General features: G+C 69.5%; 10 protein-coding genes. 6 read left to right on the top strand and 4 right to left on the bottom strand.

Annotation, left to right across the window (positions count from 1 at the left end; all coding sequences use genetic code 11):
* Positions 1-23 precede the first annotated feature (23 nt).
* Positions 24-1,463 carry an FHA domain-containing protein gene (locus tag IPK71_22310; GenBank protein ID MBK8216472.1) on the top strand — a complete coding sequence of 480 codons (1,440 nt, stop codon included), beginning with the start codon at positions 24-26 and terminating at the stop codon, positions 1,461-1,463.
* Positions 1,464-1,521: 58 nt separating this feature from the next.
* Here the strand turns inward: IPK71_22310 and IPK71_22305 are convergent, their stop codons facing one another.
* Positions 1,522-2,292, bottom strand: a complete 771-nt coding sequence (locus IPK71_22305; GenBank protein ID MBK8216471.1) for an SDR family oxidoreductase — start codon at positions 2,290-2,292, stop codon at positions 1,522-1,524.
* A gap of 87 nt (positions 2,293-2,379) precedes the next feature.
* On the opposite strand from IPK71_22305, the gene IPK71_22300 reads away from it, so the two are divergent.
* Positions 2,380-2,802, top strand: coding sequence for a hypothetical protein (locus tag IPK71_22300; protein MBK8216470.1), 423 nt, complete (start codon positions 2,380-2,382; stop codon positions 2,800-2,802).
* A 54-nt stretch (positions 2,803-2,856) separates the two neighbouring features.
* Here the strand turns inward: IPK71_22300 and pgi are convergent, their stop codons facing one another.
* Positions 2,857-4,509, bottom strand: a complete 1,653-nt coding sequence (pgi, locus tag IPK71_22295; GenBank protein ID MBK8216469.1) for a glucose-6-phosphate isomerase — start codon at positions 4,507-4,509, stop codon at positions 2,857-2,859.
* Positions 4,510-4,600: 91 nt separating this feature from the next.
* On the opposite strand from pgi, the gene IPK71_22290 reads away from it, so the two are divergent.
* Together IPK71_22290 and IPK71_22285 are read left to right on the top strand one after the other, a co-directional pair.
* Complete coding sequence (locus IPK71_22290; GenBank protein MBK8216468.1) at positions 4,601-5,539, top strand: ABC transporter ATP-binding protein; 939 nt, start codon at positions 4,601-4,603, stop codon at positions 5,537-5,539.
* On the top strand, positions 5,532-6,584 hold the full coding sequence (locus IPK71_22285; protein MBK8216467.1) for an ABC transporter permease: 1,053 nt from the start codon (positions 5,532-5,534) through the stop codon (positions 6,582-6,584). The genes IPK71_22290 and IPK71_22285 overlap by 8 nt, the downstream gene beginning before the upstream one ends.
* Before the next feature lie 60 nt (positions 6,585-6,644).
* Here the strand turns inward: IPK71_22285 and IPK71_22280 are convergent, their stop codons facing one another.
* Positions 6,645-8,762, bottom strand: coding sequence for a serine/threonine protein kinase (locus tag IPK71_22280; GenBank protein ID MBK8216466.1), 2,118 nt, complete (start codon positions 8,760-8,762; stop codon positions 6,645-6,647).
* Positions 8,763-8,898: 136 nt separating this feature from the next.
* The gene (gene typA, locus IPK71_22275; protein MBK8216465.1) at positions 8,899-10,767 is read right to left on the bottom strand and encodes a translational GTPase TypA; all 1,869 of its coding nucleotides are present in this window, start codon (positions 10,765-10,767) and stop codon (positions 8,899-8,901) included.
* 189 nt (positions 10,768-10,956) lie between these two features.
* On the opposite strand from typA, the gene IPK71_22270 reads away from it, so the two are divergent.
* Both IPK71_22270 and IPK71_22265 read left to right on the top strand, forming a co-directional pair.
* Positions 10,957-11,436 (top strand): GreA/GreB family elongation factor, encoded by a 480-nt coding sequence (locus tag IPK71_22270; GenBank protein MBK8216464.1) that lies wholly within the window; start codon positions 10,957-10,959, stop codon positions 11,434-11,436.
* Positions 11,437-11,552: 116 nt separating this feature from the next.
* Positions 11,553-17,297 (top strand): hypothetical protein, encoded by a 5,745-nt coding sequence (locus tag IPK71_22265; GenBank protein ID MBK8216463.1) that lies wholly within the window; start codon positions 11,553-11,555, stop codon positions 17,295-17,297.
* Positions 17,298-17,322 lie beyond the last annotated feature (25 nt).

Below are 17,322 nucleotides of genomic sequence, written 5' to 3'. Positions count from 1 at the left end.
CGGGGATATTGTAGTGGTGGGCGATGGACGAGGTCGTCGCGCGCTCACCCGCGGCTCGGGTAGCCAAGTGGCTCGTGGAGAAAGGCAGGGCGCCCGAGGCGGTCGCTTTGCTCAGCGTGCGCGCGGCCACCGGCAACAACGACAAAGAGAGCCACGAGCTTCTGGCCGAGGCGCTCCGCATCGACCCGGCGTCGCCCCTGGCGAAGCTCGCGTTCGAGCGCATGGAGGGCATCCAAGCCGGTGACCACGAGCCTCTCGAGGCGGCCATCCGGCAGTGGACCCACGAGGAGATCTCGCGCCTCGAGCGAGAGATCGCGAAGCCCGCGTTCCGTCGTGCGCAGGTCGGCTTCAACAACAACGTGAAGTACAAGGGGCTCGTCTTCCACATCCAAACGGAAGACTCGGGTCTCGACAAACCCCACATCATCACTCACCTTTTTGCCGACGGCGGCCGCGTCATCAAGAGCCACAAGCGCTCGTACGCCGCCGAGGTGAGCCGAGACGACGTCGCCGCATACGTGCGCGCCCTCATGAAGGGCCAGCACATGGAGATGGCCATCTTCCTCCGCACGGGCCGCTTCGACCCGGTGATCGAGGGCAAGGCCATCGGCGGCATGGAGCTGCTCGAGCACGAGCCCGAGGTCGAGGTCCAGAAGCTCGCCGCGAAGGACGCGAAGAAGCCCGCGCCCGCGCCTCAGGTCAAGCTCACGGTCACGCAGTCGCCCGCGAGCAAGGCGCCCCCGCTCCCGGCCGAGGTGCGCAAGGCCCCGCCCCAAGCTCCGGCCGCGCCCCCGGTCTCTCAGGCTCCGGCGGCGCCCTCCCAGCGCGCGAAGCCCACGGTCCGACTCCGTGTCCTCCGTGGTCCTCAAGGCCCGATGCTCTACGAGAGCGCCTCGCGCGAGGTCATTCTCGGCCGTGGCGGAGAGGTCCCGCTCCACGGCGACCCGTTCTGCCACCCCCGCGAGGCCATTCTCCGCGTCGACGGTCCCAACGTCTTCTTGAGCGACCTCGAGAGCGGCAACGGCGTGTTTTTGCGCGTGCGTCGGCCGGTCGAGCTCGAGCCCGGCGACCATTTCATGGTGGGCGACCAGGTCCTCACCATCGAGAAGAACCCGAAGCCCGACGACGGCCCGGCCGAGGGGCCGACGTACTTCTACTCTTCGCCGAAGTGGCACTCGTCGTTCCGGATCGTCCAAGTGTTCGAGGGTGGCGGCAAGGGGGCGTGCGTCCTCGCGCGCGGCACCACGATGCAGCTCGGCCGCGAAGTGGGCGACTTCGTCTTCCCCAACGATCCGCTCGTCGGCGAGCACCACTGCCTCGTCGAAGAGCAAGCCGGGGCGATCGTGCTCACGGACCTCGGCTCTCAGACGGGCGTCTTCGTCCGCATCAAGGGCGACGAGCAGGTCGTCCCCGGGGACGAGCTCGTGGTCGGGCGCACGCGCCTCCGCCTCGAAGCCGTCTGAGCGTTCGCCCGAGAGCGCCTCGGCTGGCGCCCTAGAACTGCTTGGAATCGTTCGTGTTTTAGCTCTTCGTGAGGTGCTTCATCACGCGCCGCGTGAGCGACGGGGCGAGCGTCGCGATGCGCGAGAGCACCGAGAGATCGAACGGCATCGGGTAGTGGAGGCGCGAGCCGTTGGCCGCCTCGTAGACACGCGCGGCGACCTCGTCGGCCGTGATGCGCACTCCCAACGTGGCGACGCTCTTCGCGGGGGTCTTCTGCGAGGCGACCATGTCGGTGGCGACGTAGGCGGGCATCACGTCGGTCACTCGAATGCCCTTCGAGGCGAGCTCGAGGTCGAGCGCCTCGGTGAGGGCGCGCACGGCGAACTTCGTGGCCGAGTACACCGCGAGCTCCGGTTGGCCATAGATAGCCGACGCCGAGCTCATGCTCACGATCGTGCCGCGCGCTCTCTCGAGGTAGGGGAGCGCCGCGCGCACGCCGTGGATCACGCCGAGCACGTTGATGTCGAGCTGAGCGCGATCGTCGTCGAGGGACTGATCCTCGAGCCGGCCCATGCGCAAGATGCCCGCGCAGTTGAAGAGCACCGAGAGGCTGCCGCCGAGCGTCGCGTGGGCGTCGAAGTCGCGGAGGGTCGCCTCGTAGGCCGCGAAATCGCGCACGTCGAGGGCGCACGCGAAGTGGTCGGGGCCGAGCTCTCGGCGCACCTCGAGGGCGGCCTCGTGGTCGACGTCGGCGAGGCCACACACGTAGCCTTTCTCCGCGAAGAGGCGGGCCGTCGCCCGGCCGATCCCACGCCCCGCGCCCGTGATGAAAATGCTCGGCTTCGCCATGGCGACGCACGATAGCGAAAACGGGGCGCGCGCGCCTCGGGCGACACACGTGAGGCGACGCGCCCAGGGTCGTGGTAGGACCCGTGTATGGCCGGCCGCTACGGAATGTCGTTCGCGAAAGAGCTCATCGAGCGCGGGGAGTACGAAGAGGCGATCGCCTCGGCGACCCAGGAAATCACCGAGGGGGCGGAGGGGCCCGAGCCGTTCCTCGATCGGGCGACGGCCCACGAGCTCGAGGAGAGCTATTCGGCCGCCGCGCTCGACTTCGAGGAGGCCATCCGGCGAAACCTCGCGCAGAAGGTCCTCGACCCGTTCGTGCTGGACGACGCCTACTTCTCGGCGCTCGTCGCTTGGGCGAACCACGACAGGAGCGAGGCGCCTTCGCTCATGCCCCGGTACCGCGCGACCCTCCCCGAAGGCGCCCACGTGTCCGAGAGCCGCGAGTGGGAGAAGCGCCTTCGTGGCGAGCTCCCGAGCCTGCTCGACAAGACCCGCGGCGTGGCTGGGTAAAGTCAATAAGTTCGAGAACTTGCGGGGACGCGTGAGGCCTCGCCCGAGGCCGCTTCAGGTCGCGACGCGGCGCTCTTTCAGCCACGCGAGGAGCCCGTTCGTCGACGCGTCGTGGGAGGTCACGTTCGCGGCGTCGCGGAGCTCCGGGAGGATGCGGCTCGCGAGCTCCTTGCCGAGCTCGACGCCCCATTGGTCGTAGCTGTTCACGTTCCACAGCACGCCTTGGACGAAGATCTTGTGCTCGTAGAGGGCGATGAGGGCGCCGAGCGTCTTCGGATCGAGGCGCGAGAAGAGGAGGCTGTTCGTAGGGCGATTGCCCGGGAACACCTTGTGGGGCGCGAGGGCGGCGATGGCGTCGTCGGTGAGCCCCTTCTTCGCGAGCTCGGCGCGGACCTCGTCCTCCGTCTTGCCGCGCATGAGGGCCTCGGTCTGGGCGAGGAAGTTCGAGAGCAAGAGATCGTGGTGCTCGCCGAGCGGGTTTTGGCTGAGCGCGGGGACCAGGAAATCGCAGGGGACGAGGCGCGTGCCCTGATGGATGAGCTGGTAGAACGCGTGCTGCCCGTTCGTGCCCGGCTCGCCCCAAATCACGGGCCCCGTGGCGTAGTCCACCTCTTTGCCCTCGCGGTCGATGCGCTTGCCGTTCGACTCCATGTCGCCCTGCTGGAGGTAGGCGGGGAACCTGTGGAGGTACTGGTCGTAGGGGAGCACGGCGTGCGACTCGGCGCCGAAGAAGTTCGTGTACCATACACCCAGTAGCGCCATGAGCACCGGGAGGTTCTTCTCGAGCGGCGCCTCGCGGAAGTGCCGGTCCATCTGGAAGGCGCCCTCGAGCAGCTCCTCGAAGCGGTCCATGCCCACGGTCGCGGCGATCGAGAAGCCGATCGCCGACCAGAGCGAGTAGCGGCCGCCGACCCAGTCCCAGAACTCGAACATGTTCTGCGGGTCGATGCCGAACGCCGCGACCTCGCGCTCGTTGGTCGAGAGGGCGACGAAGTGCTTCGCCACGGCCGCCTCGGAGCCGAGCCGCCCCACGAGCCACTCACGGGCGCTCTTCGCGTTGGCGAGCGTCTCTTGGGTGGTGAAGGTCTTCGACGCGACGACGAAGAGGGTGGTCTCCGGGTCGACCCGACGGAGGGTTTCTGCGAGGTGGGTGCCGTCGACGTTCGAAACGAAGCTCGACGAGATGCCCTGGCGTGCGTACGGGCGGAGCGCCTCGGTGACCATGACGGGGCCGAGATCGGAGCCCCCGATCCCGATGTTGACGAGGCTCGTGAGCTTCTTGCCCGTGTGCCCCGAGAACGCGCCGCTCTCGAGCCGCGCGACGAAATCGCGCATTTTTCGGAGCACCCGGTTCACCTCGGGCATCACGTCCCGTCCGTCGACGAAGATGCTCGCGTTGCCGCGGTTCCGGAGGGCCACGTGGAGGACGGCGCGCCCCTCGGTCACGTTGATCTTTTGACCCGAGAACATCGCGTCGCGCATGCGCTCGACGCCGCCCTCGCGAGCGAGGGCCACGAGGAGCTTCATGGTCTCGCTGGTGACCCGGTTCTTCGAGTAGTCGAGGAAGATGCCCGCGCCGGTCGCGCTCATCTCCGAGAAACGGTCGGGCTCCCGCGCGAAGAGATCGCGCATGACGAGGTCTTTGCCGACGTCGCGGTGGTGGGCGAGGAGGGCCGCGTAGCTCGGGTTCTCGGTGAGTCGGGGCATGGTGCGATGATACGCGATTCGACGGCTCCGTCGCGGTCCGCGACGCGTCGATTCCACGCCGAACGGCGCGCAGGTTTGGTATCGATCGGGCGTGGACGCGGAGCCGCCTGCCATCGTCACGCGCAAGCTCGTGAAGATCTACGACGACACCGTCGCCGTGGCAGGGCTCGATTTGGAGGTGCGACGCGGCGAGTGTTTCGGTCTCTTGGGGCCGAACGGCGCCGGAAAGACCACCACCGTCGAAATCCTCGAGGGCCTCGTCGACGCGAGCGACGGAGAGGTCGAGCTCCTCGGCCGGACGTGGGAGAAGGACGAACGCTGGCTGCGCGAGCGGGTCGGGGTCTCCCTCCAGACGACGCACCTCCAAGACCGCCTCACCGTCCGCGAGACGCTCGATCTCTTCCGCTCCTTTTTCCTCGAGGGGCGCACGGTCGACGAGGCGCTCGCGCTCGTGCGGCTCGAAGAGAAGGCCGACTCACGCTACGCCACCCTCTCTGGAGGGCAAAAACAGCGGGTCGCGGTGGCGTGTGCCCTCGTCGGCTCCCCCGAGATCCTCTTCCTCGACGAGCCCACCACCGGCCTCGATCCCCAGTCGCGCCGTGCCCTGTGGGACGTCGTGCACGCGTTCCGCGCCCAGGGGGGGACCGTCATGCTCACCACCCACTACATGGACGAGGCGGAGAAGCTCTGCGACAGGGTGGCCATCGTCGACCACGGAAAGGTCATCGCGTGCGGCACCCCGCAGGAGCTCATCGCCGGCCTCTCGGCCAGCACCATCGTGACCTTGCGCGCCGGCGAGGCGGGCTTCCCGGAGGCCCTCGACGCCGAGCTCGGAGCGATCGAAGGTGTGGTGCAAGTGCGCAGAGAGGCTCAGGATTTGTCCCTCGCGGTGAGCGAGCTGCACGCCGTCTTGCCGAACGTGCTCGCCCTCCTCGAGGGCCGCGGGATCGCGCTCATGGGGCTCGCGACGCACAAGGCCTCTCTCGAGGACGTGTTCATCGCCCTCACGGGGAGGCAGCTCCGTGAGTGATCTCGAGAGGCGCTGGCGCTCGATCCGGGCGATGGTCGTCGCCCATATGCGTGCATCGTACAGGGAGCCGGGCGGGCTCTTCTGGACGTACGGGTTCCCGATCCTGCTCTCGCTGGTCTTGGGGCTCGCGTTTCGCTCGCGTGCGCCCGAGCCCCCGAAGGTGGCGGTGGTCGAGTCGCCGGCGGCCGTGGCCATCGCCGAGAAGATCGGGCGGCGAGGGGAGGTCGTCGCCCAGGTGGTGCCGCTCGCCGAAGCCGACAAGGCGCTCTTCGTCGGCAAGGTCGACGCCGTCGTCACCCCGCTCGCCGACGGGACGGTGGTCTATCGCTTCGATCCGTCTCGCCCCGAGGCGCGCCTCGGAAAGGCCCTCGCCGACCGCGAGCTCCAAAGCGCGTCGGGCCTCGTGCCGGCCATCGCCTCGCGCGACGAGGTCGCGAGCGAGGTGGGTGCACGTTACATCGACTTCCTGCTCCCCGGGCTCCTCGGCCTCGGGCTCATGTCGACGGGGCTTTGGGGCATCGGGTTCTCCCTCTCGGACATGCGCGCCAAGAAGCTCCTGCGGCGGATCGTGGCGACCCCCATGCGGCGGAGCGATTTCCTCGCGTCGTTCTTGCTCGTCCGTTTGTGTCTGCTCGTGATCGAGCTGCCGCCCTTGCTCATCTTCGCGAAGCTCCTCTTTTCCATCACGGTGCGAGGCTCGGTGGGGGCGTTCGTCGTGGTGGTCGTGCTCGGGGCGATGCTCTTCGCGAGCCTCGGTCTCTTGCTCGCGTCCCGCTCGGACAACCCTCACATCGTGAGCGGGCTCATCAACGTGGTCTCGTTCCCGATGTACCTCGGGTCCGGGGTGTTCTTCTCGGCGGCGCGTTTCCCGGACAAGGTGCAGCCGTTCTTGCGCCTTCTCCCGCTCACGGCCCTCAACGACTCGATCCGCGCGATCATGATCGAGGGGGCGGGTTTCGCGGAGATCGGCTCGCGCCTCGTCGTGCTCGTGGTGTGGACGGTCGTGGTGTTCGCGGGGGCCGTCAAGCTCTTCAAGTTCCGTTGACCCGCGGCGCCGCGAGGCGCCCGGCCTCCAGGGCACGACGGGCGGCGAGAGACCTTCGGGCTAGCCCGAGCGCAGCATCGCGATCAGGGCCACGGCCACGACCGCCACGATGCCCACCACGATCCCGATCGTGAGGCGCTTTTTGCGGCGGGCCGCGTCCGCGAACGGGTTGTGATCGAGCGAGTAGCTCTGCTCGGGCACGAGGATGCGAAGATCTTCGTGCATCGACATGCGGCGACCGGGGAAGTCGGCGGGCGCCACGTTCATGGGCGGAGGCTCGTAGGGCGGGGGAGGCGCCGGCTGAATCACCTCGAACGGCGTCGGCACGTGGGGCCCGAAGCCAGCCTGTGGCGGGCCGAAGCCGAAGCCCGGACCGGCCGGAGGCGCCATCATGGCGGGAGGTGGGGCGCTCCCGAAGGCTCCGCCGTTGGGGTACGTCGGGGGCGTGATCGCGATCGGAGCCGGGCGCCCGGGCATGACGACCTGCGTGGCGTCGTCCTCGACCACCTCGGCGTCGTACACGGGGCCGCGGAGCGACTCGGGCGGGAGCGCGGGGCTGTTCGCCATGACCACGGTCGCGAAACGAGGGTCTTTCTCGACGAACGGGGCGGCGGGAGGTGCCGCGGGGAGCGCGAGGGGGGCCGCGCGCGGAGGGTCGGGGACCTTCGGGGCCGCGGGGACCTGCGGGGGCTCGGGCGCGCGCTCTTCGGCGGCGACGCGGGGCGGGGGCTCGGTGCGCGGCCCCGGGCGCGGGATGCCCGAGGGGCGCGGTGGACCCGGCCGGGGTGGCCCACCAGGACCTACACGGGGAACGGCCTTCGTCGGGGCGACCGCCACGGCTTCGCGTCGCACCTCGGCGAGCGCTTGAACCAGGCTCGGATCGAGCTCGACCTGCGAGACCGTGGGGCCGTCCTCCACGTCCTCGTGGCGCTGCCACTCGGGCAAGGCGGGAGGCTGCCCTGCGCGCTCGGCGGCGCGCCGCTCCGGCCCGGAGGTGGGGGCGCGGGCGGCGACCCTCGGCGCCGAGGGCCCGTTCGCGGCCGACGGGAGCGCCGGCGGCATGGGCGGTGGCCGCGCCGGAGCCTTGGGGGCTTGGGGCGCTCGGGCGCCATCGGGGGCGCTCTCGGTGACGAGGGGAGACGTAGGCCCGGTGCCCGACTCGGGCGCGAGCGGGGGTCTTTGTGGCGCCCTCGGAGGCGCAGGGACGATGGGCGCGTCGTTCGTGAGCACGATGACGTCGTTCTCGGACGTCTCGCTCATCAGATCGGCGAGCGGATCCCTTCGCCCGGCTTGGGGGAACGTGTCGATGAGCTCGCCGCGCGCGGCGCGGAGGGCGGCTCGGAACGCGCGCGCGTCGGGCCACCGGTCGGCCTTCTTGAACTGGAGCGCGCGGTCGACCACCTCGACCACCGCGTCGGGGATTTCGGGGCCCGTCACGGTGCGCAGGCTGGGCGCCTTCGTCTTCGCGGCAGCGACCAACGCCGCCAAAGGATTGGAGATTTTGTGTACCGGCTCGCCCGAGAGGAGCGTGAACAAGAGCGCGCCAAGCGAGAAGATGTCGCTCTGGGCGTCCACGAGATCGCGCTGCCCACGCGCCTGCTCTGGGGCCATGCTCGACGGAGAGCCGACCACCATGCCCGCCGCGGTCATCTCCTGCGGGCTCGACGTCTCCGAGAGGACGCGCGCCGTGCCGAAGTCGTGCACTTTGACGCGGCCCTCTTTGGTGATGAACACCGTCTCGGCCTTGATGTCGCGGTGCACGACGCCCTGATCGTGCGCCGCCGCGATGATGTCGAGCAGCTGATCGGCGAAGGCGCAGGCCATCTCGAGCGGGAGCTTCCCTCCCTTTCTCGCGCGGAGCTCCTCGAGCGTCTCGCCGTCGAAGTGATCCATGACGAGCAGGGCGCAGCCGTCGTCGGTCTCGTCGTCGTCGATGACCTTGACCGTGTCGGGGTGCGGGATCGTGTTCGCGACGTACGCCTCGCGCCGGAACCTCGCTTGGAGGGTCTTGTCGGACGAGAGGTGCGCGTGGAGGATCTTGAGCGCGATCCGCGCGCCATTGCGGTGGAGAGCGGAGTACGTGGCGGACGTGGGCGTCTGGCGAAGCAAGGCTTCGATGCGCCACTTTCCGCAGATGACCGAGCCCGGTTTCCGTGCCGAGCGTCCGAGATGGTCCACTTGTTCGCTTCCGTCCTGCCGAGCCCGAGGCCGCCTCCCGAGGATACAGGCTCCGCGGCGAACCCACGCCGAAAAAAAGACGGCGGCCCGCTTCGTTCGCGGAGCCGCCGTCGACGAGGCCGGGAGAGCCGACGATTCAGTAGTCGACCGCTTGGGCGTCCTCGATCGCGTCGCTCCGCCGAGGACGCTTGTTGATTTGGAGGATTTGCTTGCGCACGCGCACCGCGTCGGGGGTCACCTCGACGAGCTCGTCGGCGTCGATCCACTCCATCGCCGTCTCGATCGTGAGGATCCTCGGCGGGTTGATCGCGACGTTCTCGTCCTTGCCGTGGTTGCGCACGTTGGAGAGCTTCTTCTCCTTGACCGCGTTCACGTCCGTGTCGTTCGCGCGGTTGTGCTCGCCCATGATCATGCCCTCGTAGACCTCGACCCCGGTGCCGAGGAAGAAGGTGCCACGCGGCTGGAGGTGGTGGAGCGCGTAGGGCGTCGTGAACCCCGCGCGATCGCACACGATGGCGCCGGTCTGGCGCTTCGCCATGGGGCCGCCCCAGGTCTCCCACCCGTCGAACACGGTGTTGAGCAGGCCCATGCCGCGCGTCGCCGTGAGGAACTCGCCGCGGAAGCCGATGAGGCCGCGGCTCGGGATGCGGTACTCGAGGCGCGCGCGCCCGTAGCCCGGGTTCGCCATCTTGATCATGCGGCCGCGGCGTGAGCCGAGGCGCTCGGTCACGACCCCGATGAACTGCTCGGGCACGTCGACGACGACGAGCTCGTAAGGCTCTTTCGCCTCGCCGTCGATGACCTGCGTGACGACCTCGGGGTTGCCGAGCTGCATCTCGTAGCCCTCGCGGCGCATCGTCTCGACGAGGATCGCGAGCTGGAGCTCCCCGCGGCCGAGCATGATGAAGGTGTCGGGGGAGTCCGACTCTTCCATGCGGACGGCGAGGTTCCGCTTGGTCTCGCGCTCAAGGCGGTCGCGGAGCTGGCGGCTCGTCAAGTACTTGGAAGCCTTGCACTTTCCGGCGAACGGCGAGGTGTTCACGCCGATGCGCATCTTGATGGTCGGCTGCTCGACGACGATGCGCGGCAGGGCGCGCGACTCGAACCCGGGGCTCGTGTCGACGACGGTGTCACCCACGTCGATCTCCTCGATGCCGGCGATCGCGACGAGCTCGCCCGCCTGAGCCTCTTGGGTGGTCGCGCGCCGGAGGCCCTCGAACGTCGAGAGGACCTTGATGGCGCCCTTGACCACGCGCCCATCCTTGAGGACCGCGACCGGCTGGTTCGCCTTCACGGTCCCGGCGACGATGCGCCCGATGCCGAGGCGCCCGACGTACTCGTCGTGGTCGATGTTGTTGACGAGGATCTGGAGGGGCAGGGTCGCGTCGCCCTCGGGGGGCGGGACGTGCGCCAGGATGGTCTCGAAGAGGGGGCGCAGGTTCGTGGACGGATCGTCGAGCGTGCGCTTCGCGATGCCGAGCTTGCCGATCGCGTAGAGGACCGGAAAATCGACCTGTTTGTCGCTCGCGCCGAGGTCGCAGAAGAGATCGAAGACCTCGTTCAGCACGTCGTCGGGGCGGGCGTCGCCGCGGTCGATTTTGTTGATGACGACGATGATCGGGAACCCGAGCTCGAGCGCCTTCTTGAGGACAAAGCGCGTCTGGGGCAGGGGCCCCTCGGCCGCGTCGACGAGGAGGATGACCGCGTCGGCCATGAGGAGGGTGCGCTCGACCTCACCGCCGAAGTCGGCGTGGCCGGGGGTGTCGACGACGTTGAGCTTGATGGTCTCGCCCTTGTCGTTCGTCCAACGCACGCTCGTGTTCTTCGCGAGGATCGTGATGCCTCGCTCCCGCTCGAGGGCGTTCGAGTCCATCACGCGGTCCACGACGGCTTCGTTCTCGCGGAACGTGCCGGCCTGGCGGAGCATGTGGTCGACGAGCGTGGTCTTGCCATGGTCGACGTGGGCGACGATGGCGACGTTGCGGAGCCTCTCGTTGGCGGGCATAGGTGCTTTCGTTTCGTAGGTGCGGCGCGTCCTTCCGCGTCGCGGCGCGCCCCCATTAGCCTTCGGCGAGTCCACCGGCAAGCGCTCATCCGTCAAAATCCGCGAAAATTGCGCGTGTCACACCGATCCATGACCGAACCGTGTCGAGAGCCTCTCGGCCCGCGGCCCGAGTTTGGTAAGGGTCCCGTCGTGGACAAACGCGCCCTCTACGAGACGTTGAAAGGCATCGTGCGCCGCGACCTCGCCACGGCGGTCGCCGCGGCAAAGGCCACGAAAGAAGGGGCCACGCACGAAGAGAACAAGCCCGAGAACGACAAGGACACCCGAGCCATCGAGGCGTCGTACCTGGCAGGGGCGCAGGGCGAGCGTGTCCGTGAGCTCGAGCAGACCTTGGCCGTGCTCGAGGCGTTGCCGTCCCGTGCGCTCCCGCCTGACGCGCCGGTGGGGGCCGGGGCGGTGGTGCGTCTGTCGACGGGGCGAGACGAGCTCGTGTGCCTCGTGGCGCTCGCGGGCGGCGGCCTCAAGACGACCTTCGAGGGCGCTCCGATCCAGGTCGTGTCGACGAAGTCCCCGCTCGGCTCGGCGCTCGTCGGGGCCCATGTCGACGACGAGGTCGAGGTCGAGCTCGGAAAAACTACACGAACCTACACGGTCCTCTCGATCGAATAACGAGGGGCGTGGGCCCCTCCCCACGGATCGTGTCCGTGCGGACGCGCCGGGGCACGAGGTCGCGCGACGAATTGGCGCTGCGCGTGTGGCACGGGCCTTGGTATGGCAGGCCCACCATGTCCGACTCCGTGTCTCGTGCCCGCCGTCTCCTGCCCGTCGTCGGGCTCGCCGTCCTGGCCTTCGGTGCAAGCTGCTACCAGGGGGCGAAGGCTCCGCAGGTGTCGGCCCAGCGCACGCTCGACCTCGGCAAGGAGGGCGCCGGTACGACGAGCCAGAAGCCGTTCGGCGTCGTGTTCGGGGGCCCGCGCGGGCAGCTCTCCGAGGCGAGCGAGGTCACGGTCGTCTTCAACAGGCCTATGCGTCCGCTCTCCCTCGCCGGGGAAGAGACCACGCCGCCTCTCCGCATCGAGCCCGCGGCGAAGGGCGCGTTCCGCTGGATGGGGACGAGCGCCGTCTCCTTCATCCCCGACCCGGCCCTCCCGAGGGCGACCACGTTCAAGGTGACGGTGCCCGCCGGCACGCGCTCGCTCGACGGGCAGACCATCGAAAAAGACTATGTCTTCGAGCTCTCGACCCCGCGGCCGAAGGTCGTCCGCGTGCACCCGGGCGAGGGCTCGGATCACCTGACGCCTCACACCACGTTCGAGCTGTGGACGAACCAACCCGTCGACGCGAAGGCCGTCGAGGCGGGCGTGAAGCTCCTCGTGCACGACCAGAAGGTGCCTCGCGCCGTGCCCTTCACGGTCTCGTTCCCCAAGGCCGACGTCCCGACGAGGCTCGTCGTCTCGCCTCAGAAGCCGCTTCCGCTCGGCACGAACGTGGAGCTCGTCGTCGAAGGCTTGCGTGGGAAAGAGGGCCCGCTCCCGAGCGAGGGGCGTCACGTGACCTCGATGCGCACGTACGGCCCGCTCGTCGCGAACGAGCTCGGCTGCTCGACCTCGACGCCCAACCGACGGTGCGCGGCGCGTGGTGGCTTCTGGCTCTCCCTCTCGAACCGCGTGACCGAGGCGGAGCTCCGCGCGCACCTCCGGGTGGAGGGTGACGCGAAGCTCGCCTGGCCGAAGCTCGCCGAGGCGGGCTCGCACGCGAACGCCACGAGCCACTTCTCGCTCCCGGTGCGCACGCGCGCGGCGCGCTCGTTCAAGGTCACCCTCACGGCCGGGCTGAAAGACGAGTACGGTCAAGTACTTGCGCGCGATCGGGTGTTCCCCGTCCAGACCGACGACGAGTGGCCGAACGTCGAGGTCGGGGTCGAGGGCTCGGTGTTCGAGGCGCTCCGCCAAGACCCGAAGGGCCACTCGCGCGAGGTCCCGATCGGCGCCACGAACGTCGACGAGTTCGAGGTCGTCACGGCGCCCCTCGGTGACGACGAGGTGGCCCGCATGCTCTCGACCCGCGACACGGGCGAGACGCGGTACACGTTCGTCTCGGGCCTCACCAAGGCGAAGAGCCAGACCGTGAGGCCGCAGGCGGAGAAGAACACCACGGCGACCCAGTGGGTGCCGCTCGCCGACGCGCTCGGGCCGAGGGGCCGCGGCGCGGTCGCCCTCGGGGTTCGTCGCCGCGACGGGCAGCGCAAGAACGTCGACGTGCGCCTCTTGCAGGTCACCGACCTCGCGATCTCCGCGCGTCTCAGCCGGTTCGGGAGCGTCGTGTGGGTGACGAAGCTCTCGGACGGAAAGCCCGTGGGCGGGGCCGAGATCTCGGTGCGTGACAAGACCGGAAAGTCGCAGGCGCTCTGCACGACCGACCCGAGCGGCCTCTGCGCCGTGTCGCGCGACGCGTGGAGCCCGAAGCTCCCCGGCGCCTACGACGGCTCCGACGATGCCACCGGCGAGGTCCTCTTCGCGCGGCAAGGAGGCGACGTGTCGTTCCGCCGTGTCGCCGAGATCGTGAGCCCGTGGAGGCAAGCGCACCCGGTGGACCTGCACGGCGGCCTCGAGCCGTACGGCATGCTCTTCACCGACCGCGGCATCTACAAAACGGGCGAGACCGTCCACGTCAAGGGGCTCTTCCGGGAGCCCCTCCCTCGCGGGACGCAGGTGCCGCGCGGGCGCCCGGTGAGCTTCGCGGCCTACGACCGCGACGGAAACGAGCTCGTGAAGAAGACCGTGAGCCTCGGGCCGTTCGGCGACTTCGCGGTCGACGTGCCCATCCCGGCCGCGGGAAAGCTCGGTCCGGTCGATCTGCGCGCCGACGTCCCCGGTGACGGTGGGGAAGGGCACGTCGCGGCCACGGTCGACGTCGCCGCGTACCGGCCCGCCGAGTTCGCCGCGCACGTCGAGGGGGAGAAGCCGTCGTACGTCCGTGGCGACAAAGCGGCCTTCGTGACCCGCGGCGACTACCTCTTCGGCGCCCCGATGTCGGGCGGGAAGGTGCGCACGAGCGTACGCCATGGTCGCGGATTCTTTGCGATTTCCGGCCTCGAAGGGGTCGAGCTGACCGACGAGGCCTTCCTCTCCTCGCTGCCCGAGTCCGAGCCGCGTGGTGGCGCCCTCGCGAGCACCGAGCTGCCGCTCGACAAGAACGGCCAGGCGCGCACGGAGGTGCCGCTCGTGCTCCCGAAGCAGAGCGGCCCCGAGGTCGTCACGGTCGAGTCCGAGATCGAGGACGTCTCCCGTCAGACGGGCTCGGCGCAGACGAGCGTCATCGTGCACCCCGGTGAGTTCTACGTGGCGAGCGTGCCCCCGAAGGACTTCTTCGTGAAGGCCGGCGCCCCGTACCGCGCCGAGGCGCTCTGCGTCGCCCCCGACGGCGCGCGGCGGGCGGGCGTCTCGGTGAAGCTCGAGGCGATCCGGCGCACCTGGCACACGATCGTCGAAGAGTCGGGCGAGGACGGGCTCCACTACGAGTCGCGCCCGGTCGACAAGGTCGTCTCCACGTGCACGGCGCAGAGCTCCGCCTCCGGGAGCGCAGCGTGTGACCTCGCCATCGCGGAGCCGGGGTACCTCATCGTGCGTGCGACGGCGCAGGACGCCCGCAAGAACCCCCTCGCCTCGAGCGTCGGGTTCTACGCCACGGGCGACGCGACCGACCTCGCTTGGCAGCGCACGGACGCCTCGCTCCTCGAGCTCGTCACGGACAAGAAGTCCTACGAGGTCGGGGACACCGCGAAGATCCTCGTGAAGAACCCGTTCCGCGACGCGGAGGCGCTCGTCACCGTCGAGCGCGCCGGGGTCTACAAACAAGACCGCGTGAAGCTCTCCGGCCCGATGCCCACCCTCGAGGTGAAGGTGGCCGACGACATGCGACCGAACGTGTACGTGACGGTCTCGCTCGTTCGAGGTCGTGTCGGCGCGCCGGCAAAAGGCGAGGGCACCGGGGGTGACGTGGGTGCGCCCGCGTTCGCCGTCGGGACCACGAGCCTCGAGGTGAACCGCGAGTCGCGCCGGCTCAAGATCGACCTCTCGACCAAGAAGAAGTCGTTTTCTCCCGGGGAGGAGGTCGAGGTCGACCTCGCGGTGCGCGACCGATCGGGCAAGGCCGCCCGCGCCGACGTGGCCTTCTACGCCGTCGACGAAGGTGTGCTCATGCTGACGGGCTACAAAACGCCGGATCCCATCCCGACGTTCACGGCGCCGCGCCCGCTCGCCGTCGCGGGTCTCGAGACCCGCGAGGAGCTCGCCAAGGTGCGGAGGTTCGGCCGTGGGCCCGGAGAGGACAAGGGCGACGAGGGGGGCGGCGGTGGCCTCTCTGCCCGACAGGATTTCCGTTCGACCGCCGTGTTCGTGCCGTCGATCGTCACCGACGAGGGGGGCCGCGCGAAGGCCAAATTCAAGCTCCCCGACAGCCTCACGACCTACCGCCTCATGGCCGTCGCCTCGTCCGGGGACGATCGCTTCGGCTTCGCCGAGCAGCAGATCACGACGAGCCGTCCGCTCATGGCGAGGCCCGCCCTGCCGCGGTTCTTCCGGGCCGGTGACAAGACGGAGGCCGGCGTCGTGCTCTCGACGAAGGGCCTCGCCGCCGGCACCTTCGAGGTCTCGATCGACACGACCCTCGTCAAGGTCGAGGGCGAGACCACCAAGACCGTGAGCGTGCCCGCGGGCGGCAGCGTCGAAGCGCGGTTCGTCCTCGCGACGCCCGCGCCCGGTAAGGCGAAGATCGCGTTCCACGCGCGCGGCCTCGGCCAGAAGGACGACGTCGTCGTGGAGCGCGAGATCATGGTGCCCCTCGTCCCGGAGGCGGTCGCGCTCTACGGCGAGACGACGCAGTCGGTCGCCGAGCGCCTCGGGGATCTCGGCTCCGCGCGACCCGATACGGGGGGCCTCGACGTTCGCCTCGCGTCGACCGCGCTCGTCGGTCTCGACAGCGGCGTGGAGGCGCTCCTCAACTACCCGTACGGCTGCACCGAGCAGCTCACGAGCCGCACCATCCCGCTCGTGGCGCTCGTCGACCTGGCCCACGACTACGGCATCGTGCTCCCGCACGAGCCGGGAAAGAAGGCCGACGAGGCCCTCCGAAAGATCCTCGAAAACCAGCGAAATGATGGGGGTTTCGGCTACTGGTCCGACTCGGGTACCTCCGACCCGTGGCTCTCGGCCTATGCGCTCTTCGGCCTTGGCATCGCCAAAGATCGTGGTCGGTTCGTCCCGAAGGACGCGCTCGACCGTGGCGTCCGGTACCTGCGCGCCGAGCTCGCCAAGAAGTCCCCCTCGGCGGTACAGCTCTCGGTCAACACCTTCGTGCTCGACGTGCTCACCGTCCTCGGGAGCCCCGACCCCGGCTACATGGCGCGCGCCTTCGAGCAACGAAAGTCGCTCCCGGTGTTTTCGCGCGCCCTCTTGGCCCACGCCATGGCGAAGACGCAGCCCAAAGAGGCGGCCGAGCTCCTCGTCGATCTCGAGTCGCACCTCAGGGCGACCCCGACGGGCGCGACCGTGGTCGAGAACCTCGGGAGCGAGTACGCGCCCCTCCTCGACTCGGAGGCCCGGACCACGGCGATGGTCCTGCGCGCGCTCGTCGCCGTCTCCCCGCAGCACGCCATGGCGGCGCGGATCGCGAAGGGGCTCCTCTCGAAGCGCGAGCGCGGTGCGTGGCGCTCCACCCAGGAGAACGCCTGGGCGCTGCTCGCCCTCGACGAGTACCGAAAGGCGCAGGAGGCCACCCCGCCGAGCTTCGACGTGGGCGTGTTCGTCGGTGAAAACCAGGTCCTCGACGCGAGCTTCGAGGGGCGGAGCGTCAAGACGAAGAGCGCGAGCTTTGCCATGCCGAAGCTCTTCGAGAGCGGCGCCGCGGGCCAGAACCTGGCGTTCCAGGTGCGTGGGTCGGGCAAGCTCTTCTACGAGGCCCGCCTTCGTTACGCGCGGAAAGAGATGCCGCACGAGGGGCTCGATCGAGGCTTCTTCGTCCGCAAGCTCGTGCGCTCGCTCCGCCCGGAGGCCCTCGCCGACGCGATGCGCGTGCTCCCGTCGACCTCGGCCACTCGGGCGAACGGCGGTGATCTCGTGCTCGTGGATCTCCTGGTCGTCACGCCCGATCCCCGTGAGCACGTCGTCATCGACGACCCGCTCCCCGCGGGGCTCGAGGCCGTGCAAGCGAAGCTCGCCACCACCGCCCACGACCTCGCCGTGACCGAGCCCGGGGCCGACGGAGACGGGGCCGACGAGGAGCGCTCCGACGAGGACGAGGTCGCGAACGGGCGGGGGACGGCGTACGCCCCCTACCACCGCGAGATGCGAGACGACCGCGTGCTCACGTTCGTCGAGCACATGCCCGCGGGCCTCTTCCACTACCGGTACCTCGCGCGCGCCACGTCGTTCGGGACGTTCGTCGTACCCCCGACCCGTGCAGAATGCATGTACGAGCCGGAGACCTTCGGTCGCACGGCGGCCGGCACGTTCGAGGTCGGGGCCAAGTGAGCCCGTCGGCGCGGAGGAGGGTCCT

It is taken from the genome of Myxococcales bacterium, from assembly GCA_016712525.1.
Classification (GTDB): Bacteria; Myxococcota_A; Polyangia; order Polyangiales; family Polyangiaceae; genus JAAFHV01.
The sequence above is the reverse complement of the archived record's forward strand: the minus strand, read 5'-3'. Positions and strand labels throughout refer to the sequence as shown.